The sequence below is a fragment of the Pseudomonas sp. PDM17 genome (assembly GCF_014851985.1).
GTDB lineage: Bacteria > Pseudomonadota > Gammaproteobacteria > Pseudomonadales > Pseudomonadaceae > Pseudomonas.
The window spans coordinates 102,688-124,481 of sequence record NZ_JACVAT010000006.1 but is presented as its reverse complement, the minus strand read 5'-3'; the positions used below and the strand labels follow the sequence as shown (position 1 = coordinate 124,481).

Genomic DNA, 21,794 nt, shown 5'->3' with positions numbered 1-21,794 from the left:
CGGACAAATGCGAACCCTTTGCGTCTACAATGGCGGCTTTCGAGATTGACTGGAGGCAGCCCATGGAGGCTCTCGACGCGTTGCTCAACCGTGTGTCCCATGCCCGCCTGAGCGAGCCGGCGCCGTCCCCCGAGCAACTGGACCGCCTGTTCCGCAGCGCCTTGCGCGCCCCGGACCACGGGCAACTGCGCCCGTGGCGCTTCCTCACTGTGGAAGGCGAGGCGCGCAAGGAGCTGGGTGAGCTGTTCGCCCGCGCGGTGGCGGCCAATGAGCCGGATGGCAAGCCCGAGGCGCTGGACAAGGCTCGCGCCATGCCGCTGCGCGCGCCGCTGCTGGTGGTCGCTGTGGCACGTTTGCAGGATCACCCCAAGGTGCCGGAGATCGAGCAGTGGCTGGCGGCGGGTTGCGCCGCCCACGGCATCATCCAGGCGGCCTACGTCGAAGGATTGGGAGCGATGTGGCGCACTGGCGCCATGGCGTTCGACCCGCTGGTGCGCGAGGGCCTGGGCCTGGCCGAGAACGAACGTATCGTCGGTTTCATCTACCTCGGCACGCCTATCGGCGAACTGCGCCGGCCGGCACCGCTGGACCCGGCCGGGTTCGTCAGCGCCTGGCGGGGCTGAGCGGCAGTTCCAGGCGCACCTTCCAGCCTCCGTCGCGGGCGCGCCAGAGCAGGTGCCCGCCCTGCCAGGCGGCGAGGCGCCGCGCCGGGGGCAATGCCTCCGGCAGCCAGCCTCGCGCCTGCGGATCGTAGCCTTGCAGATCCAGACGCAGCTCACCGCGTGCTGAACTGAGTGACAGCTCCAGCGCAGCATGCGGATGGCGCGCCAGCGCCCCTTCCAGCAAGGCATCCAGGGCTTCGCCCAGCGCATCCGGCCAGCTTTCCAGTGGCCAGGTGCCGCTCTGCGGCAGGCTCAGGCGCAAGCCGGGCCAGCGTGCGCGCCATTGCGTGGCGAGGCGCGCCAGTTCCACCGCCAGCACCAGGTACTGCGGATCATCGTAGGGTTCGCTGCGCAGCAGGGCTGCCGGCGGCAGCGCCTGTTGCAGGGCGGGAGTCGGGACAGCGAAGGCGGGAAGGCTCATGGTTGCTCTCCGATAATGCGCTCGGTTCAGGCGATCTGGCGGCGCAGCGGCAGGTCGATGCTGGCCAGGAAACCGCCCTCGGGATGGTTGCTCAGGCGCAGCCGCCCATGGTGGCGCTCGATGGCGCGACGGGCGATGGCCAGACCCAGGCCATGGCCGGGGCTGCTCTGGTTGGGCGCGCGGAAGAAGGGTTCGCCCAGTTGCGCCAGGTGTTCCTCACTGGCGCCGGGACCGTGGTCACGGATGCTGATGTGCAGGCGCTCGCCATCGATCCGCGCCTGCACTTCCAGCGGCTGCTCCGCCGGGTTGAAGCGCAGGCCGTTGCGCAGCAGGTTGTCGAGGGCGCGCTCGAGCATGTCCGGCCAGCCGTCGAGGGCCAGTTGTGGGGCAACGTCGAGCTGGATGTTCTGTTCCGGGTAAAGCAGTTGCGCGTCGTTGCGCAGGCGCTCGAACAGCGGCAGCAGGTCGATGCGGCTGGTCGGGCCGGGCTCGGCGTCGAGGCGGGCGAGGGCGAGGATCTCGCTGATCAGCGCTTCCAGGCGGTCGCATTCCTGTTCCAGGCGCGGCCACATGGCGGCGCGTTGGTCGGGCTCGGCGCGTTCGGCCAGGGCCAGGGCAATACGCAGGCGCGCCAGCGGTGAACGCAGCTCGTGGGATACATCTCGCAGGAGCTGGCGTTGGCTGCCGATCAGCCCTTGCAGGCGGGCACCCATGCGGTTGAAGTCACGGGCCAGCACCCCCAGTTCGTCGCCACGGCGGGAGAGGCGGGCGAGGCTGTCCTGTTGATAGCTGGTCTGGCCGAGGTCATGCACGGCGCGGCGCAGGCGGTTCAGCGGGCGGGTGATGGACAGCGTCAGCAGCAGGCTGAACACGGTCAGCACCACCAGCGCGATGCCCAGCGCACTCAGCGGCCAGAGCAGGCTGCTGCGGTGCCAGGCCTGCAGCGTCGGGTGCGGAATGCGGTAGATGAACAGGTAGGTCTGGTCGCTGCGGCTGCTGGTGTATTCCTGGCTTAACTGGCGCCAGGGGAAGCGCGGCAGGTTTTCCCGGTCGAAGTTGTTGTCACGCGGGCGTGGCGGGCGCGGCAGGTAGGTACCGTTGACCAGGCGCTGGCCAGTCTCGTCGAGCACCTGCACCGAGAGTTCGTATTGCTTGCGGCGGCTTTCCAGCAGTTCCTGCGCGGCATCCGGGCCTTGCGTCTCGTAAAGCAGGGTCCATTGTTTGGCGATGTCATGCAGGCCGGGATAGCGGGCGATCACCCAGGTGTCCTGGTTCAGGGCGCGGCCCAGCAGGATCGACAGTCCGGCGACCAGCAGCAGGGCGAGCCAGAAGGCGGCGAGGATCCGCCAGAAGAGTGAACGCATGGTCTTCCTGTTCAGCCGCATGGTCTATCCGTTGTCAGGGGCTCCACGGCAAGGCGCCGGGTAGAACCCGGCGCCTGCGTTTGCTGGAGCGAATCAGTTGGTCTTGGCGCCGTCCTTCTGGGCCTTCCAGGTCTGGAATTCAGCCCATTCAGCCTTGCGCTGTTCGCGCTGCTTCTTCATCTCGTCGAACTTCTTCTGCTGCTCGGGAGTGAGGATGCCGCGGATGCCGGCGTCGGCCTTGTCACGGTTGGCCTTCAGTTCTTCCTGCATGGCCTTGCGGTCGGCCTCGGGCAGCTTGTTCCAGTACTTCTCGGTGATCGCGCGGCGATCCTTCATCGAGTCGCCCATCAGCTTGCCGACTTGCTGGCGCTGGTCCTGGGTCAGGTTCAGTTCGCGGAACGCACCGCCGTGTTCGCCACGGTGCATGCCCGGGCCGTGGTCCTTCATGAACGGGGCCGGCGGCGGAGCGTCGGTCGGCGCGGGAGTGGCCGCCAGCGCGACGGTCGGCAGGGCGGCAGCGATCAGCAGGGCGGTCAGGGTCTTGCGCATGGTGTTTCTCCTTTCAGGGGCCGGTCGTTACCGGATGAGCCCAGTCTAGGGTTGGCAAGGTCAAGGGCGGTCAGTCCCACGTAAAGCTTCGGTAAAGATTACGTGAAGCCCGGCTGGAAACTTTACGAAGCCCGGGCCAGAGCGGCCCGGGCCCTCCGCAGGGCGAGATTTCAGGCTGCGTAGAAGTAGCCGCGCCCGCGCAGGGCGAGGATGCGCGGGCGGCCGTCGGGGTGGCTGCCGAGCTTCTTGCGCAGGTTGCTGACGTGCATGTCCAGGCTGCGGTCATACAGGGTCAGCTTGCGGCCCAGCGCGAGCTGCGCCAGCGCCTGCTTGTCCAGTGGTTCGCCCGGCTGGCGCAGCAGGGCTTCGAGGATGCGGCTCTCGGAGAGGGTCAGGCTGATTTCCTCGGCACCGATGGTGGCCACGCCGCGCGACAGGTTCAGCGCCAGATCACCCAGTTCAAGCTGCGCAGCGGGTTGCGCCGGGTGGCTGCGGCGCAGCACGGCGCGCAGGCGGGCGGTCAGCTCGCGGGGGTCACAGGGCTTGGCCAGGTAGTCGTCGGCACCCAGCTCCAGGCCGAGGATGCGATCCAGTGGCTCGCCGCGGGCGGAGAGCATCAGCACCGGCAGGTCCGGGTGGTCGCTGCGCAGCGACTTGAGCAGTTCCAGGCCGCTGCCGTCGGGCAGCATGACGTCGAGCACGACCGCGTCCGGCGCTCGGCTGCTCAGCGCGGCGCGGGCCTGTGCGCCATCGTGGGCGGCGCGGATGCTGAAGCCTTCCTGGGTCAGCCAGGTGGTCAGCAGTTCGCAGAGTTCGACATCGTCGTCGATCAGCAGCAGTTCACTCATGAAGAGGCTTCTTTCAGTTGATCCATTCGCGGCGCGAGCGTCGGCGGCCACGGCTCAGCATGCCCAGGATGAAGGCCAGCAGGGCAGTGCCGGCGCCGGTCACGTACCAGGTCTGCTGCTCGCTGAGCAGGCGCGGCGGCTGGTTGGCCTGGGCCTCGCGCAGCTGCAGCTTCAGGCGCTGGTTTTCCTGGGTCAGGCGGGTGATGCGGGCTTCGTCCTGGCTGTTATCCGGCTGTGCCGGTTGCGCGGCCAGTTGCGCGGCCAGTTCGGCGCGCTGCCGTTCGCTGTCGGCCAGGCGCCGCTCCAGTTCAGGATTGGCGGCCGGCGGTTGAGCTGATGCTTGGACAGCGCTTTGCGCCGGTTGCTCCGTGACGGGCTCTTCGGCGAGTGCGGGCAGCGGCAGGGCGAGGCAGGCGAGCAGGGGCAAACGGCGCATCGGGACTCCTTGTTCGATGATGTGCCGCCGTCCGTGGCCATCCCGGCGCTGTCCGGCTGCGATGCCCCGTGGCGCTCCGTGCCGCGGGGTGCAACGCTCGCGCGCTGTTAGGGCAGGACTTTCTTGAACGGCTTGACCACGACTTCGGCGTAGACGCCGGCGGCGCGGTACGGGTCGGCGTCGGCCCAGGCCTGGGCGGCGGTCAGCGAGTCGAACTCGGCGACGATCAGGCTGCCGGTGAAGCCGGCGGCGCCCGGGTCGTTACTGTCGATGGCCGGGTGCGGGCCGGCCAGGACCAGGCGGCCTTCTTCCTTCAGCTGCTCCAGGCGTGCGATGTGCGCGGGACGGGCGGCCAGGCGGCGTTCTTGGGAAGCGGTGATATCACGGGCAATGATCGCGTAGAGCATGTCAGTCCTTGGGTTTTTCGCCGGTAGGCTCATCGTGCATGTGGCGGGCCAGGAACACGCCCTGGCCGATCAGGAACAGCAGGGTCATGCCCAGGCTGCCGAACACCTTGAAGTCCACCCAGTAGTCCTGGAAGGTGAAGGCGACGAACAGCTGGACACAGCCGCAGATCAGGAAGAACAGCACCCAGGCGACGTTCAGTTTCGCCCAGAGGGAATCGGTCAGGTGTACCGCATGGCCCATGATGCGCTGGATCAGCGGCTGGCCGCCAATGAAGTGACTGCCGGCGAAAGCCAGGGCGAAGAGCCAGTTCACCACCGGCGCCTTCCACTTGAGGAAGGTTTCGCTGTGGAAGGCCAGGGTCATGCCGCCGAACACCAGGCACGCGGCGAGCGTCACCCACTGGCCCTTGTCCAGCTTGCGCTGCTTGATCAGCAGGGCGCCGTAGACCACCACGGAGGCGGCGATCAGCACGGCCGTGGCGCTGTAGATCCCGCCGACCGAGAAGCTCTGGCCGGCGAGTTCGACGTTGCGCGGGTCGAGCTTGTAAACGATGAAGAAGAGGATGAGGGGAATGAAATCGATGAATTGCTTCATTACGGCAGCCAGAGCCCAGTAGAGCCGGCATAATACCAACCTGCGGATGAACTGAAAGAGCCATCCGCCCAACGCTGCGTCAGATCATGGTTTCAATGCGTTGCCGCGGGAGCGTTGGCACAGAAGCGTCTATACAGAAAGCTATCCCGACACAAAGCTGTCCTGACACAAAGCCACCCCCTGCATTCCCTGGAAGCCCCATGCGAGTCGATCTGCACTGCCACAGCACCGCGTCCGACGGACAGCTCAGCCCGACGGCCCTGCTCGAGCGTGCCCATGGGCGCGGCGTGCGCGTACTGGCGCTGACCGACCACGATACCCTGGACGGCCTGCCCGAGGCGCGCCGTGCCGCGCAGGCGCTGGGCATGGAGCTGGTGGACGGCGTCGAAGTGTCCTGCACCTGGGGCGGGGCGACCATTCACGTGCTCGGCTACGGCTTCGACGTGACGGCCGAACCGCTGGTAAAGGCGCTGGACGACCTGCACCGCGCCCGCTGGACTCGCGCCGAGGAAATCGGCCGGCGCCTGGAAGCCAAGGGCATGCCCGGCGCCTTCGAGGGCGCGCGGGCGATTCAGGCCGAACTGGGCGACAGCGAAAATGCCCCGGCGCGCCCGCACTTCGCCGAGTTCCTGCTGCGTCAGGGCTACGTCAAGGACCGCGCCGAGGCCTTCCGCAAGTGGCTGGGCGCCGGCAAGCTGGGCGACGTCAAACAGCACTGGCCGAGCCTCGCCGACGCCGTCGGCACGCTGCGCGCGGCGGGCGCCTGGATCAGCCTGGCGCACCCCTACCAGTACGATTTCACCCGCACCAAGCGGCGCAAGCTGGTGGCCGACTTCATCGCCGCCGGCGGTCATGCGCTGGAAGTCTGCAACGGCCCGCAGCCGGCCGAGCAGGTCGGCGTGCTGAGCATCCTCGCCCGCGAATTCGGCTTGATGGTCACCGCCGGCAGCGACTTCCACGGCCCCAGCGACTGGTCGGAGCTGGGCCTTTACCGGAGCGTGCCGGAAGACCTGGTGCCGCTCTGGCCGCGCTTTGCCAGCGCCGAGAACGCCATCGGGATCAAGGAGACTCCATGAGCCAGTTCTTTCAGATCCATCCGGAAAATCCCCAGGCGCGCCTGATCAAGCAGGCGGTGGAGATCGTCCGGCAGGGGGGGGTGATCGCCTATCCCACCGACTCCTCCTACGCGCTGGGCTGCCGCATCGGTGAGAAATCCGCGGTGGAGCGCATCCGCCACATCCGCCGGCTCGACGACAAGCACAACTTCACCCTGGTCTGCCGCGACCTGTCCGAGCTGGGCCTCTACGCGAAGGTCGACACCGGCCTGTTCCGCCTGCTCAAGGCGCACACGCCCGGCCCCTACACCTTCATCCTCAACGCCACCCGCGAAGTGCCGCGCATGCTGCTGCATCCCAAACGCCGCACCATCGGCCTGCGCGTGCCGGCCTGCCCGATCGCCCTGGCGCTGCTGGAGGAACTGGGTGAGCCGCTGATGAGCGTCAGCCTGATCCTGCCCGGTGAGAGCGAGCCGCTGAACGATCCGTACGAGATGCGCGATTCGCTGGAGCACCTGGTCGACCTGATCATCGACGGCGGTTTCGGCGGCGGCGAGGCCTCCACCGTGATCGCCCTGACCGACGAAGACCCGGTGGTCGTGCGCGTCGGCTGCGGCGACCCGGAACCCTTCATGGTCAACGCCTGAACACGCCCTGCGTGCTGGCTATACTCCCTCGTCCCATCGCCGAACCCGCGAGGTTGACCGCTTGACCAGCGTCGAATCCCTGCGCCGTGTGCTGTCCGGCATGCGCCCCACCGGGCGCCTGCACCTGGGGCATTACCACGGTGTGCTGCAGAGCTGGGTGAAACTGCAGCACGAGTACGAATGCTACTTCTCCATCGTCGACTGGCATGCGCTGACCACCGAGTACGACGAGACCGCCAGCATCCGCCAGCACGTGCGCGACATGGCCATCGACTGGCTGGCAGTGGGCGTCAGCCCCAGCGCCGCGACTATGTTCATCCAGTCCCAGGTGCCCGAGCACGCCGAGCTGAACCTGCTGCTGTCGATGATCTGCCCGCTGTCCTGGCTGGAACGCGTGCCGACCTACAAGGAGCTGCAGGAAAAGCTGGTCCACAAGGACCTCTCCACCTTCGGCTTCCTCGGCTACCCGCTGTTGCAGGCCGCTGACATCCTGATCTACCGCGCCGGCCTGGTGCCGGTGGGCTCGGATCAGTTTGCCCACGTCGAGTTCACCCGCGAGATCGCCCGCCGCTTCAACCACCTCTACGGCGGTGAAGTCGACTTCGAGGACCGCGCGCAGACCGCCATCACCCGCCTGGGCAAGAAGACCGGCAAGCTCTACAGCAGCCTGCGCCGTGCCTGGCAGGAACAGGGCGACGCCGAGGCGCTGGAGACGGCCCGCGCGCTGCTCATGGAGCAGCAGAGCCTGACCCTGGGCGACCGCGACCGGCTGTTCGGCTACCTCGAAGGCACCAGCCGCGTGCTGCTGCCCGAGCCGCAGACCCTCACCAGCCACGCGCCGAAGATGCCAGGGCTGGACGGGCAGAAGATGTCCAAATCGCACCACAACACCATTGCCCTGCGCGACAGCCCGGCGGTGATCGAGGAAAAGATCGCGCGCATGCCCACCGACCCCGCGCGCGTGCACCGCCGCGATCCAGGCGACCCGGAGCGCTGCCCGGTATGGCAGTGGCACCTGATCTACTCTGACGAGGGTTGCCGCCAGTGGGTGCAGGAAGGTTGCCGCAGCGCCGGGATCGGCTGCCTGGACTGCAAGCGGCCGGTGATCGAGTCGATCCTCCACGAACTGGCGCCGATCCAGGAGCGCGCGCTGGACTACGAGGACAACCCCGAGCTGGTGCGCAGCATCCTCGCCGAAGGTGCCGAGCGCGCCCGCGAGGCCGCGCGGGAGACGCTGGTGGAAGTGCGGCATGCCATGGGGCTGTCGTACCGCTGACGGGTGTGCGGACCAACTGACGGTGCAGGAGCGCCGCACACGGGGGTTCTGCCGAACCGAACCGATTCCGCCGCGATGCTTTCTGTCAGGGCACGGCCTGCCAATGATGTGACACCGCCCATCCCTTGAGCCAAAAGCCCCTCGCGCCGCCGGCAAAAGCAGGGATAATGCCGCCTTCGAACCCCAGCGCCTGACGAGTGGCCGATGAGTGACCTGACCGAGCCGGAAGCCCCCGCCGCCGCCCCTGAATACCAGGTGCCGGTGCAGCTGGCGCTCGTCTACGGCGAGGCCCTGACGGAGATGCCGCAGGACCTGTACATCCCGCCGGACGCCCTGGAGGTCTTCCTCGAGGCCTTCGAAGGCCCGCTCGACCTGCTGCTCTACCTGATCCGCAAACAGAACATCAACATCCTCGACATTCCCGTGGCGGAGATCACCCGCCAGTACATGGGCTATGTCGAACTGATGAAGTCGGTGCGCCTGGAACTGGCCGCCGAGTACCTGGTGATGGCCGCCATGCTCGCCGAGATCAAGTCGCGCATGCTGCTGCCGCGCTCGGCCGAGGCCGAGGCCGAAGAGGAAGACCCGCGTGCCGAGCTGATCCGCCGCCTGCAGGAGTACGAGCGCTTCAAGAAGGCCGCCGAGGACCTCGACGACCTGCCGCGCCTGGGCCGTGACTACGTGGTGCCCACTGTCGCCGCGCCGGATGCGCGGGCGCGCCGGCTGCTGCCGGAAGTGGACATGCAGGAGCTGATGCTGTGCATGGCCGAGGTGCTGCGCCGCGCCGACCTGTTCGAGAGTCACCAGGTCACCCGCGAGATGCTCTCCACCCGCGAGCGCATGACCGAGATCCTCGAACGCCTGAAGGGCGAGGGTTTCGTGCCCTTCATCAGCCTGTTCCGCGTCGAGGAGGGCAAGCTCGGCGTGGTGGTGACGTTCATGGCGGTGCTGGAGCTGGTCAAGGAACAGCTGGTGGAGCTGGTACAGAACGAAGCTTTTGCGCCCATCCACGTCCGCGCCCGCACGGAAGTGCAGGAGGGCGCCGCACGCTTCGGAGAAACGTCGGAAGACGTGCTGGAAGAGGGCGACGAAGACGTCTTCGAGCCGCGCGAAGAGCCGCCAGCCGAGCTGACCTTCGAGGACGGCCACTTCGACGGCCCGGAAGGCGAGGCAGCGCTTGACCAGGCACTGGGCGGCGAGCCGGAAGACGAGCCGCTCTGATCCGCCAGCGTTGCCCTGGCGCCGCGCTTTGAGTAGCTTTCCCGCCTGAACGGCGAAACCTTCAACCCCGACCCGAGCCCCCGATGAATCTCTCCGACCCGCAAGAACTGGCGACCCTGCTCGAAGGCATCCTCCTGGCTGCCGGCAAGCCCATGTCGCTGGAACGCCTCGGTGAGCTGTTCGAGGAGGCCGAGCGCCCTGAGCCGCAGCAGTTCCGCGATGCGCTGGCGGTGCTGGGTCTGTCATGCTCCGGGCGGGCCTTCGAGCTGAAGGAAGTCGCCACCGGTTACCGCCTGCAGGTGCGCGAGAAGTTCGCTTCCTGGGTCGGCCGGCTCTGGGAGGAACGTCCGCAGCGCTACTCCCGTGCGCTGCTGGAAACCCTGGCGCTGATCGCCTATCGCCAGCCCATCACCCGTGGCGAGATCGAGGAAATCCGTGGCGTCGCGGTGAACACCCAGATCGTCAAGACGCTGATGGAGCGCGAGTGGATCCGCATCGTCGGCTACCGCGAAGTCCCCGGCCGCCCGGCCATGCTCGCCACCACCCGCACCTTCCTCGACTACTTCAACCTCAGGAGCCTGGAAGACCTGCCGCCGCTGGCCGAGCTGAAACTGATGGAGCCCGAGCCGCAGCCGATCCTCGAGGACATGGCGCCGGTGGCCAGCCTGCCGAGCCCCGAGGAATACGACGAGGACTACGTGCCGCCGTCGCTGCAGGCCCTGGCCGACCAGGCCGTGCGCGATGCCGGCGAGGAGCCGGAGCCCGCGCCGCCGGAGGAACCGAAGGAGGAGACCAGTTTCCGCAGTCTGCTCGCCGAGCTGGACGAGATGGAGCAGGGCCTGAAGACCGACTTCGACGACCTGATCGACCGCCCGCCGAGCGACGACGAGGACACCGGCGTGGATGCCGACTTCAGCGGCGTGCATGCGCTGCCGGAGGTCGAGCCGCAGGGCGAAGCCGAAGCGCCTGTCGAACCAGAAACGGAAAGCCAGCCCGAAGCACCCGCGCCCCCGCAAGCCCACGCACCGTCCGCACCCGTGGAAGACGAATGGGACGAAGAACGCGCCCTGCGCGAAGCCATGCTCGAGGAAATGGAGTTCAACGCGCGCAATCGCGACCATTGAGCCTGGGCTTTGGCGCATCTGACCGAGGCTTTCCAGCCGTTCGGTGATTGACTTCCGCCCTCGGCGCGACGACCTTATGTGCCGCGTTCGCAAGGCGCTGGCGGCAACACCCGGGGATGCCGCCCGATCGACCGCCCTGACGACGTCTCTCGACAACAATCCACAGTGGCGTGGCGCGTCGCGCAGGCTGCTGAGTACCCATATGAAAAGAACTCCAATCAGCCGTATCTGCTGGCTCGGCCTCCTGCTGGGCCTTGGCAGCGCTTCGCTTTCCGCCGCCCAGGCGCCTGCCGCCGCACCTGCCGTGCCGCTGGCCGGCCAGTCGAAGGACGCCTTCCTCGACAGCCTGATGCAGCGAATGACGCTGGAAGAGAAGATCGGCCAGCTGCGCCTGGTCAGCGTCGGGCCGGACCATCCCAAGCCGGTACTGCTGAAGGAAATCGCCGAGGGCACCACCGGCGCGGTGTTCAACACCGTGGTCCGTCCGGGCATCCGCGACCTGCAGGACGCGGCCATGAAAAGCCGGCTGAAGATCCCGCTGTTCTTCGCCTATGACGTGGTCCACGGCCACCGTACCGTGTTCCCCATCGGCCTGGGCCTGGCGGCGAGCTGGGACATGGCATCCATCGAGCGCAGCGCCCGCGTCGCGGCCATCGAGGCCAGCGCCGACGGCCTCAACCTGACCTATTCGCCCACCGTCGACATCGCCCGCGATCCGCGCTGGGGCCGTGTCTCCGAAGGCTTCGGCGAAGACGCCTGGCTGACCAGCAAGGTCGCCGCCGCGGTGGTCAAGGGCTACCAGGGCCAGGGCCTGAACCAGCCGCAAACCATCATGGCCGGGGTCAAGCACTTCGCCCTGTATGGCGCCGGCGAAGGCGGCCGCGACTACAACACCGTGGACATGAGTCCGCAGCGCATGTTCCAGGACTACCTGCCGCCGTACCGCGCGGCCATCGACGCCGGCGCCGGCGCGGTGATGGTCTCGCTGAACAGCATCAACGGCGTGCCGGCCACCGCCAACAAGTGGCTGCTGCAGGACCTGCTGCGCGGCCAGTGGGGCTACAAGGGCCTGACCCTGAGCGACCACGGCGCGGTGCTGGAGCTGATAAAGCACGGCGTGGCCGCCACCGAGCGTGACGCCACCCGGGCGGCGATCAACGCCGGCGTCGAAATGAACATGAATGACGACCTTTACGGCAAGCACATGCCCGAGCTGCTCAAGGCCGGGCTGATCAGCCAGGACGAGATCGACCGAGCCTGCCGCGACGTGCTCGCCGCCAAGTGGGACATGGGCCTGTTCCAGGACCCGTACCGCTACCTGCAGGGCAAGGACCCGGTCGACACCGACGCCGAGGACCGCCTGCACCGTGCCGACGCCCGCGAGATTGCGCGCAAGGGCATGGTCCTGCTGAAGAACGAAGGCGGCGTGCTGCCGCTCAAGCGTGACGGCGTGATCGCCCTGATCGGCCCGCTGGCCGACAGCAAGCGCGACGTGATGGGCAGCTGGTCCGCCGCTGGCAAGGCCTTCCAGGCCGTGACCGTGCTCGAGGGCATGGGCGCCGCCACCCGTGGTCATGCCGCGCTGCTCTACGCCAAGGGCGCCAATGTCACCGACGATCCGGAGATCGTCAAATACCTCAACGAATACAGCGAAGACGTGAAGGTCGACTCGCGCAGCCCAAAAGCCATGATCGACGAAGCCGTCGAGAAGGCGAAACAGGCTGACGTGGTGGTGGCCGTGGTCGGCGAATCCCAGGGCATGGCCCACGAGGCGTCGAGCAAGACCAACCTGCACATCGCGCAGAGCCAGATCGAGCTGCTCAAGGCCCTCAAGGCCACCGGCAAACCGCTGGTGCTGGTGCTGATGAACGGCCGGCCGATGGACCTGCGCTGGGAAAGCGCCAACGCCGACGCCGTGCTGGAAACCTGGTTCAGCGGCACCGAGGGCGGCAACGCCATTGCCGACGTGCTGTTCGGCGACTACAACCCGTCGGGCAAGCTGACCATGACCTTCCCGCGCTCGGTGGGTCAGGTGCCGATCTACTACAACCACCTGAACACCGGCCGCCCGTTCGACCACGAGCACCCGAACAAGTACACCTCGCGCTACTTCGACTCGCAGAACGGCCCGCTGTACCCCTTCGGCTACGGCCTGAGCTATACCGACTTCAGCGTCTCGGACGTGAAGATGTCGGGCAGCAAGTTGAAGAAGGGTGACCAGCTGACGGCCAGCGTGACCGTGAAGAACACCGGCAAGGTCGCCGGTGAAACCACCGTGCAGCTCTACCTGCGCGACGTCGCCGCGTCCATCAGCCGCCCGGTCAAGGAGCTCAAGGGCTTCAGCAAGATCCTGCTGCAGCCGGGCGAGTCGAAGGTGGTGCAATTCCCGATCCGCGAGGAAGACCTGCGCTTCTACGACAGCCAGCTGCGCTACGCCTCGGAGCCGGGCGAGTTCAAGGTCTACGTCGGCCTGGATTCGGACAACGTGAAGGAGCAGAGCTTCACGCTGCTCTAAGCGTCACGCGCTGCTGTAAACGAAAACGCCACGGCTGATCCAGCCGTGGCGTTTTTCGTTCAGGCGGCTTTGGCTGCCTTGCGGGAGCGGAGCCCGATCAGCCAGCGCACCGCGCCTTGCACCAGCACGGAAAGCAGCGCCGCCTCGGCGAAGCTCGGCAGGATGTCGTTGGCCGGCAGGCGCAACGCCAGCCACAGGCAGAACGCCGCGAAGGCCGGGCGCCCACTGACCATGCCGCGCATCAGGGCGATGACGAAGCCCGCGCCGTGCAAGCGCTGCGATGACACGCAGAGCACGATGGAGAGCAGCGGAAAGACCGCCAGCAGGCCGCTCCAGCTAGGCCCGGCCCAGCCGGAGAGGGCGGTGACGGCCAGGGTCAGCAACGCACCGGCGAGCATGCGCAGGCCCAGCTCGAAGTGGCCCAACGCGGCGACCGTGCCCGGCAACTCGGCGCGGGGCATGAACAGCTGGCTGGTCAGCGCGCCCAGTACTGCGGCGAGAAGAGCCCAGACGGGCGCGGCTGGAAGTTGCGTCAGGGCCCAGGCAGCCACCAGCCAGGCGAGCATCGCGCCGCTCAGGGCCAGCGTCCAACGGTGCTTCCGGCACAACCAGGCATAGGCGAAGTTGAACGCTTCCGAAGCGAAGATCGCCGCCAGCGCCAGTAACGCGGCCTGGGCGCCGAAGTCGCGGCCGTGCTCCACGGTGATCAGGTACAGGATGGGGCCGGCGATGGCGGGCAGGGCGGCGAGACAGCCGGCAACAGTCGGCCCCCACCAGCGCCCGGAGAGGGATACCAGCAGCAGGAACAACGGAACCAGGGTGAGCTTGAGGGCGAGCATGGGCGAGGCCGGAAGGCGTGGAGGGCGGATTCTAGCAAGGCGCGCAGCCTTCGATTGCCCGCTTCGATAACCCGTGTCGATGGCGCCGATGGGGAAATCGAGTTGGACCTTGGCGCCGCGCGGGTGTCCATTGTGCAGGCCCACTGACGTTCACCCATCGAATCGAGAGGAAGTCCGTGAAGAGTCCGTGCATCAAGGTCTGCGAGTTCGAAGAGGGCATCTGCCTGGGCTGCGGCCGCAGCCGTGAGGAAATCAAGGCGTGGAAGCGCGTCGACCACCTGGGCCAGGAGGCGATCCTGGCCGAGGCGGACATGCGCCTGCTGGTGCTGGAGGCGCAGGGGAAAAGGCTGTACCGCTGAGTGGTGTTTGACGGTAACGCCGTGCCTGGGGTCCCCTCTCCCCAGCCCTCTCCCTGAAGGGAGAGGGGGCAGATCGTGCCGGCTGACACCCTCGTTTCCTCCTGCACCGGACAGTCCCCTCTCCCTCTGGGAGAGGGTTAGGGTGAGGGCAGCGGAAAGTGAATGCCATGGTTCCAGCGAGCACTCCAGGCGTAGGGCGAATAACCCGGAACGGGTTATCCGCCGCATCCTCCACGGCGGATAACGCTGGCGCGTTATGCGCCCTACAGAATGTCAGCCGCGTGCCGCAACCATCGCCCGCGCCGTATCCAGCATGCGGTTGGAGAAACCCCATTCGTTGTCGTACCAGGCCATCACTTTCACCAGCCGGCCATTCACCCGCGTGTGGCTGGCGTCGAAGATGGCCGAGCGCGGGTCGTGGTTGAAGTCCACCGAGACCAGCGGCTGGCCGTTGAAGCCGAGGATCGTCGAGCGCTCGCTGGCGCGCTCCAGCAGCGCATTGACCTCCTGGGCGCTGGTGTCGCGGGCGACCTGCAGCGTGAGGTCCACCAGCGACACATTGATCACCGGCACCCGCACCGCCAGGCCCGTCAGCTTGCCCGCCAGTTCCGGCAGCACCAGGCCAACGGCTTCGGCGGCGCCGGTTCTGGTCGGGATCATCGACTGGGTAGCCGAGCGCGCGCGGTACGGGTCGCTGTGGTAGACGTCGGAGAGGTTCTGGTCGTTGGTGTAGGCGTGGATGGTGGTCATCAGCCCGTGTTCGATGCCCAGCTCGCGGTGCAGCACCTGGGCTACCGGCGCGAGGCAGTTGGTGGTGCAGGAGGCGTTGGAGACGATGCGGTGTTCCGCGCGCAGGATGCCTTCGTTGACACCGAACACCACCGTGGCGTCCACGTCCTGGCCGGGCGCGGAGATCAGCACCTGGCGCGCGCCGGCCTGCAGGTGCGCCGCAGCCTTGTCGCGGGAGGTGAAAAGGCCGGTGCACTCCAGCACGATATCCACCCCCAGGGCCTTCCACGGTAGCTCGGCCGGATGGCGGATCGCCGTGACGGCAATGCGGTCGCCCTCTACCCTGAGGCTTTCGGCATCGTGCTCGACGTGGCCGGCGAAGCGCCCATGCACGCTGTCGTACTGGAACAGGTGGGCGTTGATCGCGGCGTCGCCCAGGTCGTTGATCGCCACCACTTGCAGGTGTTGGCGGTAGGGGCCCGAGTAGAGCGCGCGGAGTACGTTCCGACCGATGCGGCCAAATCCGTTGATTGCCAGGCGTATAGTCATGAAGGTCGTCTCTTTTCTTTTGTTGTGGTAAAAACAATTAAATTTCCACGTTGATGAAAAGTAAACACCGAGTAATCAACGATAATGTTGTAAAAACAACAACCGATAGTCTGTAGGAGAATGCTGCCATGCACCCTCGTGTGCTTGAAGTCACCCAGCGCATCCAGGCCCGCAGCGCGGCCACGCGTCAGCGCTACCTCGATCTGGTCAAGGCAGCCGCCACCAAGGGTCCGCACCGCGGCACGCTGCCCTGCGGCAACCTCGCCCACGGCGTCGCGGCTTGTGGTGATTCCGACAAACAGGCGCTGCGGCTGATGAACCAGGCCAACGTCGCCATCGTCTCCGCCTATAACGACATGCTTTCCGCGCACCAGCCGCTGGAGCGCTTCCCGGAACTGATCAAGGACGCCCTGCGGCAGATCGGCTCGGTCGGCCAGTTCGCCGGCGGCGTGCCCGCCATGTGCGACGGCGTGACCCAGGGCGAGCCGGGGATGGAACTGTCCCTGGCCAGCCGTGACGTGATCGCCATGGGCACCGCCATCGCGCTGTCGCACAACATGTTCGACGCCGCGCTGTGCCTGGGCGTATGCGACAAGATCGTCCCCGGCCTGCTGATCGGCTCGCTGCGCTTCGGCCACCTGCCGGTGGTGTTCGTGCCCGCCGGCCCCATGCCCACCGGTATCTCCAACAAGGAGAAGGCCGCGGTGCGCCAGCTGTTCGCCGAAGGCAAGGCCACCCGCGAGGAGCTGCTGGCCTCGGAGATGGCCTCCTACCACGCGCCGGGCACCTGCACCTTCTACGGCACCGCCAACACCAACCAGTTGCTGGTGGAGGTGATGGGCCTGCACCTGCCGGGCGCTTCCTTCGTCAACCCGAACACCCCGCTGCGCGACGAGTTGACCCGCGAAGCCGCGCGCCAGGCTGCGCGCCTGGCGCCGGAGAACGGCCAGTTCGTGCCCATGGCGGAGATCGTCGACGAGAAGGCCATGGTCAACTCGGTAGTGGCGCTGCTGGCCACCGGCGGCTCGACCAACCACACCCTGCACCTGCTGGCCATCGCCCAGGCCGCCGGCATCCAGCTGACCTGGCAGGACATGGCCGACCTCTCCGAAATCGTGCCGACCCTGGCGCGCATCTATCCCAACGGCCAGGCCGACATCAACCACTTCCAGGCGGCAGGCGGCATGTCCTTCCTGATCCGTCAGCTGCTCGACGGCGGCCTGCTGCATGAAGACGTGCAGACGGTGGTCGGCAAGGGCCTGCGTCGCTACATCCAGGAACCTTTCCTCGACGACGGCAAGCTGGTCTGGCGCGAAGGTCCGGCGGCGAGCCTGGACGAGAACATCCTGCGCCCCATCGACAAGCCGTTCTCGGCCGAAGGCGGCCTGCGCCTGATGGAAGGCAACCTTGGTCGCGGCGTGATGAAGGTTTCCGCCGTGGCGCTGGAGCACCAGATCGTCGAAGCCCCGGTGCGCATCTTCCACGACCAGTCGAGCCTGGCCGCCGCCTTCAAGGCCGGCGAGCTGGAGCGTGACCTGGTGGCCGTGGTGCGCTTCCAGGGCCCGCGCGCCAATGGCATGCCGGAGCTGCACAAGCTCACACCGTTCCTTGGCGTGCTGCAGGACCGTGGCTTCAAGGTGGCGCTGGTCACCGATGGGCGCATGTCCGGCGCTTCCGGCAAGGTGCCGGCGGCGATCCATGTGTCTCCGGAGGCGCTCAACGGCGGCCCGCTGGCCAAACTGCGCGACGGCGATGTGGTGCGCGTCGACGGCACTACCGGCGAGCTGCGCGTGCTGGTGGATACCGCAGAGTGGGATGCCCGTCCGCTCGTCGAGACCCCGACACTGGATAATGTCGGCATGGGTCGCGAGCTGTTCGCCTTCATGCGCAATGCCTTCAGTTCGGCCGAGCAGGGCGCCTGCAGCTTCACCGCCGAGCTCGACGGCTTGCGCTGAGACGCGTACTTGATGGAGTCTTCCGAGCGGCGTGACTGCCTGTCTGTCGCACGGGAGAGCCTTCGGCGCTGTCCTACGCTGAACCTTTTCCTCCACTTCCAGGCACGAGCCCACAATGATTTCCAACAACGCTCAGCCCGCCTCGAACGGTTTCGCCCTGGTCGGCGACATCGGCGGCACCAACGCCCGCTTCGCCCTGTGGCGCGGTGAAGTCCTCGAGTCCATCCAGGTCCTGGCCTGCGCCGACTACCCGCGCCCGGAAGACGCCGTGCGCGACTACCTGCAGCGCGTCGGCCAGCCGCTGTCGGCCGTCGATAACGTCTGCCTGGCCTGCGCCGGCCCCGTTGGCGACGGCGACTTCAAGTTCACCAACAACCACTGGGTGATTCGCCGCGACGCCTTCCGCGCCGAGCTGGGCCTGAGCCACCTGCTGCTGGTGAACGACTTCAGCACCATGGCCTGGGCGGCCTCGCGGCTGTCGGAGGAACACCTGGTGCAGGTGCGCCCCGGCAAGGCGCTGGAAGGCCGCGCCAAGCTGATCATCGGTCCGGGCACCGGCCTGGGTGTCGGCAGCCTGATGCCGCTGCCGGGTGGCGGCTGGGAAGTGCTGCCCTGCGAAGGCGGCCACGTCGACCTGCCGGTGACCTCCGAACGTGACTTCGCCCTCTGGCAACTGCTGCGCGAGAAATACGGCCACGTCTCGGCCGAGCGCGTGCTCTCCGGCAGCGGCCTGGAAAACCTCTACCGCATGAGCTGTCAGCTCGATGGGGTGGAGCCGCAGTGCGCGACTGCCGCCGAGATCGGCGAACGCGCCATGGCCGGCGACGCCTATGCCGACGCGGTGCTGGAACAGTTCTTCGTCTGGCTGGCGCGCGTCGCCGGCAACGCCGTGCTGACGGTCGGTGCGCTGGGTGGCGTGTACATCACCGGCGGTATCGTCCCGCGCTTCCTTGAACGCTTCCAGCGCAGCGGCTTCGCCGAGGCCTTCCGCACCCGTGGCAAGACCAGCGGGCCGTACCTCGACCCGGTTCCGGTGTGGGTCATGACGGCGGATCATCCGGGCCTGTTCGGCGCGGGCGTGGCCCTGGAGCAGGCGCTGCGCAACGAAGGCTGACACCCCGCTTCATCCCTGAAGAACAACAAGAACAAAGGACGCCCGAAGTGAACCAGCCTGCCCGATCCATCCTGCTGGTGGACGACGACCAGGAAATCCGCGAGCTGCTGGAAACCTACCTCAGCCGTGCCGGCTTTCAGGTACGCAGCGTCGCCGATGGCGAGAGCTTCCGCCGCGCGCTGTGCGACGAGGACGCCGCCCTGGCGATCCTCGACGTGATGCTGCCCGACGAAGACGGCTTCAGTCTGTGCCGCTGGATTCGCTCGCACCAGCGCCATGCCTGCATGCCGGTGATCATGCTCACCGCCAGCTCCGACGAGGCCGACCGCGTGGTGGGGCTGGAACTGGGCGCCGACGACTACCTCGGCAAACCCTTCAGCCCCCGCGAACTGCTGGCGCGGATCAAGGCGCTGCTGCGCCGCGCGCAGTTCACCCAGGTGCGCGGCGGCGAAGTCATCGCCTTCGACGACTGGCGGCTGGATACCATCAGCCACCGGCTGTTCCACGAGGACGGCGAGGAGCATTTCCTCAGCGGCGCCGACTTCGCCCTGCTCAAGCTGTTCCTCGACAATCCCCGGCAGATTCTCGACCGTGACACCATCGCCAGCGCTACCCGTGGCCGCGAGGTGATGCCGCTGGAGCGCATCGTCGACATGGCCGTGTCGCGCCTGCGCCAGCGTCTGCGCGACACCGAGAAACCGGCGCGGCTGATCCAGACCGTGCGCGGCAGCGGCTACTTGCTGGCCGCCCAGGTTCGTCCGCACCTCGCCGGCCATGAGTGAACGCCGCCGCTGGGCCCTGGTGCCGCGCTCGCTGCTCGGCCGCATGCTGCTGCTCACCTTGCTGGCGGTGCTGATCGCCCAGGGGCTGTCGAGCCTGTTCTGGATATCCCACCTGCGCACCAGCCAGCGCGACGGCCTGCTCACCAGCTCGCGCAGCCTGGCTTATTCCATGGCCGCCAGCGTCAGCTACTTTCGCTCGCTGCCCATCGGTTATCGTCCGCTGGTGCTCGACCAGCTGCGCAGCATGGGCGGTACGCGCTTCTTCGTCTCGCTCAACGAACGCCCGCTGAACCTGCGCGCTCTCCCGGACACCACCAACAAGCAGGCGGTGATCGATATCGTGCAGGACGTGCTGCACCAGAAGCTGGGCAAGGACGTCGAGCTGCAGGTGGAGTTCGTCAGCCCGGACGACTTGCGGCTGTTCAACGGCGAGCTGAAGCTGGAGGAACTGCCGCGTTCCTGGGCGCACTACGCGCTGACCCTGGAACCGGTGAACCCGCCGGTGCTGGTCACGCAGATCCGCATCGGCGTCAGCGAATGGTTGTACATCGCCAGCCTGATGCCGGCGCCCTACGTCACCCTGGAGCCCGAGGGCCTGCCGCCGCAGCAGGTCATCTCCATCGCCTTCACCAGTCTGCTGCTCTTGCTGTTCACCGGCCTGCTGGTGCACTGGCAGAGCCGCCCGCTCAAGCGCCTGGCCCGCGCCGCCCGCGACATCGCCCTGGGCGGCGAGGAACAGCCGCTGGAGGAGAGCGGCGCGAGTGAGCTGGTGGAGGTCTCCCGCGCCTTCAACACCATGCGCGAGCGCATCGACCGCTACGTCAACGAACGTGCGCAGCTGTTCAGTGGCATCTCCCACGACCTGCGCACGCCGATCACCCGCCTGCGCCTGCGCGTGGAGCTGCTGGAGGATGAACAGGCGCAGGACAAGTTCAGCCACGACCTCGACGAACTGGAACTGCTGGTGAAGGGCGCGCTGCAATGCGTGAAGGACACCGACATCCACGAAAACGTCGAGTCGGTGGACCTCAACCAGTTGCTGCAATACGTCGCCGGGCCCTACATCGCCGACGGCCGTGTCGAGGTACTGGGCGCGGCGCTCGAGCCTTATCCGGGCAAGCCGCTGGCGCTCAAGCGCTGCATCGGCAACCTGCTGGACAACGCCCTGAAATACGGCGGCCGCGCCCAGCTGAGCATCGAGGATGATCCCGACGCGGTGGTCCTGCACGTCGACGACCAGGGCCCAGGCGTGCCGGAACAGCGCCTGGAGAAAGTCTTCGAACCGCGTTTCCGGTTGTCCGAGCGTGGCCAGGGCTACGGCCTGGGCCTGGGCATTGCGCGCAACATCGCGCATACCCACGGCGGCGAAGTCACCCTGCAGAACCGCCGTGAGGGTGGGCTGCGAGTGACGTTGAGGTTGCCGCGGCTGGAGGTTGAGTAGGGCGGTTGGTTGCTCTTGGTCGCTCCGGAGTGCTCGGTTATTGCGCCCCTCTCCCTAACCCTCTCCCTGAAGGGAGAGGGGACTGGATCGGCGCGAGTGGTAACCACGGAGTTGGCTTGATGCCACGGTGTGAGTGGACGCAGAAGCCTACAGGCAGCTCGGAAAGCTCCCTCTCCCTTCAGGGAGAGGGCTGGGGAGAGAGTGGTGGGCCGAGGCACTAGCCTCCAGGCGTAGCCCCGCCGGAGCCAACCCAATGACCTCCCACCTCACCCAGTTCTCGAAACAACTCCGCCATGGCCAGACCGAAGCCGAACGCGCCCTCTGGCACCACCTGCGCGCCCACCGCTTCCTCGGCCTCAAGTTCCGCCGGCAAAAGGTCATCGGGCCCTACATCATCGATTTCATTTGTCACGAACGCCTGTTGATCATTGAGCTGGATGGTGGGCAGCATCTGGATTCCAGTGAGGGTCAGCAGCGCGACGCGTGGCTCAAGGCCAGGGGGTTCATGGTGCTGCGCTTCTGGAATCATGATGTGCTGTCGAAGATGGATTCGGTGCTGGAGGCGATACGTCTGGCGCTCGATGCGGACGCTTTGCCCTCTCCCCAACCCTCTCCCTGAAGGGAGAGGGGGCCGTTCGGCGTGAAGCGAGACCTCGGTTTCAGCCGGCCTCTCCATTGATATTTGAAAGCTCCGATGGCATCAGGCGAACTGCACACCTGGCACGGCAGAGGACAACTCCCTCTCCCTTCGGAGCGGGGGGCGCAGCCAGGGCGGGGGAGAGGGTGGTAGGCCGAGCGGAAATCCCCCAGGGGGTATCCGTAAGCGCGCTTTCACGCTCCAATCCACCTCCACGCTCGTATCAACCCCAAGCCCCAATGTCACCACCTCGTGACAATCAAAGATCG

The 21,794-nt window shown here is 67.1% G+C and carries 21 protein-coding genes and 1 pseudogene; 13 read left to right on the top strand and 9 right to left on the bottom strand.

Translation table 11 applies throughout. The features are described from left to right. The first annotated feature begins 62 nt into the window (after positions 1-62). The gene (locus tag IB256_RS21725) at positions 63-623 is read left to right on the top strand and encodes a nitroreductase family protein (protein ID WP_192289195.1); all 561 of its coding nucleotides are present in this window, start codon (positions 63-65) and stop codon (positions 621-623) included. Here IB256_RS21725 and IB256_RS21720 read toward each other — a convergent pair. The 7 genes from IB256_RS21720 to IB256_RS21690 all read right to left on the bottom strand — a co-directional run bounded on the left by IB256_RS21720 (position 604) and on the right by IB256_RS21690 (position 5,282). Then, the gene (locus IB256_RS21720) at positions 604-1,083 is read right to left on the bottom strand and encodes a hypothetical protein (protein ID WP_192289193.1); all 480 of its coding nucleotides are present in this window, start codon (positions 1,081-1,083) and stop codon (positions 604-606) included. The two genes, IB256_RS21725 and IB256_RS21720, sit on opposite strands and share 20 nt — an antisense overlap. A 26-nt stretch (positions 1,084-1,109) precedes the next feature. Then, entirely contained in the window at positions 1,110-2,447 is a 1,338-nt protein-coding gene (locus IB256_RS21715; RefSeq protein ID WP_192404044.1) for a sensor histidine kinase, read from the bottom strand. 93 nt (positions 2,448-2,540) lie between these two features. Next, positions 2,541-2,996: a Spy/CpxP family protein refolding chaperone gene (locus tag IB256_RS21710; RefSeq protein WP_045210140.1), complete on the bottom strand. Its 456-nt coding sequence runs from the start codon at positions 2,994-2,996 to the stop codon at positions 2,541-2,543. Positions 2,997-3,166: 170 nt separating this feature from the next. Then, complete coding sequence (locus tag IB256_RS21705) at positions 3,167-3,844, bottom strand: response regulator transcription factor (protein WP_192289189.1); 678 nt, start codon at positions 3,842-3,844, stop codon at positions 3,167-3,169. Positions 3,845-3,857: 13 nt separating this feature from the next. Beyond that, complete coding sequence (locus IB256_RS21700; RefSeq protein ID WP_192404043.1) at positions 3,858-4,280, bottom strand: translation initiation factor 2 (IF-2, GTPase); 423 nt, start codon at positions 4,278-4,280, stop codon at positions 3,858-3,860. 107 nt (positions 4,281-4,387) lie between these two features. After that, the gene (locus IB256_RS21695) at positions 4,388-4,687 is read right to left on the bottom strand and encodes a YciI family protein (protein WP_192289185.1); all 300 of its coding nucleotides are present in this window, start codon (positions 4,685-4,687) and stop codon (positions 4,388-4,390) included. A 1-nt stretch (position 4,688) separates the two neighbouring features. Further along, on the bottom strand, positions 4,689-5,282 hold the full coding sequence (locus IB256_RS21690; protein ID WP_138212802.1) for a septation protein A: 594 nt from the start codon (positions 5,280-5,282) through the stop codon (positions 4,689-4,691). 200 nt (positions 5,283-5,482) lie between these two features. On the opposite strand from IB256_RS21690, the gene IB256_RS21685 reads away from it, so the two are divergent. The 6 genes and pseudogenes from IB256_RS21685 (at position 5,483) to bglX (ending at position 13,120) form a co-directional block, all read left to right on the top strand. After that, positions 5,483-6,358: a PHP domain-containing protein gene (locus tag IB256_RS21685; RefSeq protein WP_151186399.1), complete on the top strand. Its 876-nt coding sequence runs from the start codon at positions 5,483-5,485 to the stop codon at positions 6,356-6,358. Continuing rightward, the gene (locus tag IB256_RS21680; RefSeq protein WP_081518024.1) at positions 6,355-6,984 is read left to right on the top strand and encodes an L-threonylcarbamoyladenylate synthase; all 630 of its coding nucleotides are present in this window, start codon (positions 6,355-6,357) and stop codon (positions 6,982-6,984) included. The genes IB256_RS21685 and IB256_RS21680 overlap by 4 nt, the downstream gene beginning before the upstream one ends. A 61-nt stretch (positions 6,985-7,045) precedes the next feature. Next, on the top strand, positions 7,046-8,260 hold the full coding sequence (locus tag IB256_RS21675) for a tryptophan--tRNA ligase (protein ID WP_192289184.1): 1,215 nt from the start codon (positions 7,046-7,048) through the stop codon (positions 8,258-8,260). A gap of 333 nt (positions 8,261-8,593) precedes the next feature. Then, a pseudogene (locus tag IB256_RS21670) lies at positions 8,594-9,352 on the top strand (segregation and condensation protein A); the annotation flags it as partial. A 212-nt stretch (positions 9,353-9,564) separates the two neighbouring features. Continuing rightward, a complete protein-coding gene (gene scpB, locus IB256_RS21665; RefSeq protein WP_192404042.1) occupies positions 9,565-10,605 on the top strand; it encodes an SMC-Scp complex subunit ScpB in 1,041 nt (346 codons plus the stop codon). Between the two features lie 217 nt (positions 10,606-10,822). Beyond that, positions 10,823-13,120 (top strand): beta-glucosidase BglX, encoded by a 2,298-nt coding sequence (gene bglX / locus IB256_RS21660; protein WP_318653574.1) that lies wholly within the window; start codon positions 10,823-10,825, stop codon positions 13,118-13,120. Between the two features lie 59 nt (positions 13,121-13,179). Here bglX and IB256_RS21655 read toward each other — a convergent pair whose 3' ends face one another. After that, a complete protein-coding gene (locus tag IB256_RS21655) occupies positions 13,180-13,959 on the bottom strand; it encodes a hypothetical protein (protein WP_192404040.1) in 780 nt (259 codons plus the stop codon). A gap of 176 nt (positions 13,960-14,135) precedes the next feature. On the opposite strand from IB256_RS21655, the gene IB256_RS21650 reads away from it, so the two are divergent. Beyond that, positions 14,136-14,318 (top strand): DUF1289 domain-containing protein, encoded by a 183-nt coding sequence (locus IB256_RS21650; protein ID WP_081518029.1) that lies wholly within the window; start codon positions 14,136-14,138, stop codon positions 14,316-14,318. A 273-nt stretch (positions 14,319-14,591) separates the two neighbouring features. Here IB256_RS21650 and gap read toward each other — a convergent pair whose 3' ends face one another. After that, positions 14,592-15,596 carry a type I glyceraldehyde-3-phosphate dehydrogenase gene (gap, locus tag IB256_RS21645; protein ID WP_192289174.1) on the bottom strand — a complete coding sequence of 335 codons (1,005 nt, stop codon included), beginning with the start codon at positions 15,594-15,596 and terminating at the stop codon, positions 14,592-14,594. A gap of 128 nt (positions 15,597-15,724) precedes the next feature. Between gap and edd the strand changes: the two genes are divergently transcribed. The 5 genes from edd (at position 15,725) to IB256_RS21620 (ending at position 21,507) form a co-directional block, all read left to right on the top strand. Beyond that, complete coding sequence (edd, locus tag IB256_RS21640; RefSeq protein ID WP_192289172.1) at positions 15,725-17,551, top strand: phosphogluconate dehydratase; 1,827 nt, start codon at positions 15,725-15,727, stop codon at positions 17,549-17,551. 115 nt (positions 17,552-17,666) lie between these two features. After that, a complete protein-coding gene (locus IB256_RS21635) occupies positions 17,667-18,665 on the top strand; it encodes a glucokinase (protein WP_225601897.1) in 999 nt (332 codons plus the stop codon). A 47-nt stretch (positions 18,666-18,712) separates the two neighbouring features. Beyond that, on the top strand, positions 18,713-19,447 hold the full coding sequence (locus IB256_RS21630; protein WP_081518033.1) for a response regulator: 735 nt from the start codon (positions 18,713-18,715) through the stop codon (positions 19,445-19,447). Positions 19,448-19,466: 19 nt separating this feature from the next. After that, entirely contained in the window at positions 19,467-20,888 is a 1,422-nt protein-coding gene (locus IB256_RS21625) for an ATP-binding protein (protein ID WP_192404296.1), read from the top strand. Positions 20,889-21,141: 253 nt separating this feature from the next. Next, positions 21,142-21,507: an endonuclease domain-containing protein gene (locus IB256_RS21620; RefSeq protein ID WP_192404039.1), complete on the top strand. Its 366-nt coding sequence runs from the start codon at positions 21,142-21,144 to the stop codon at positions 21,505-21,507. The last annotated feature ends 287 nt before the right edge of the window (positions 21,508-21,794 follow it).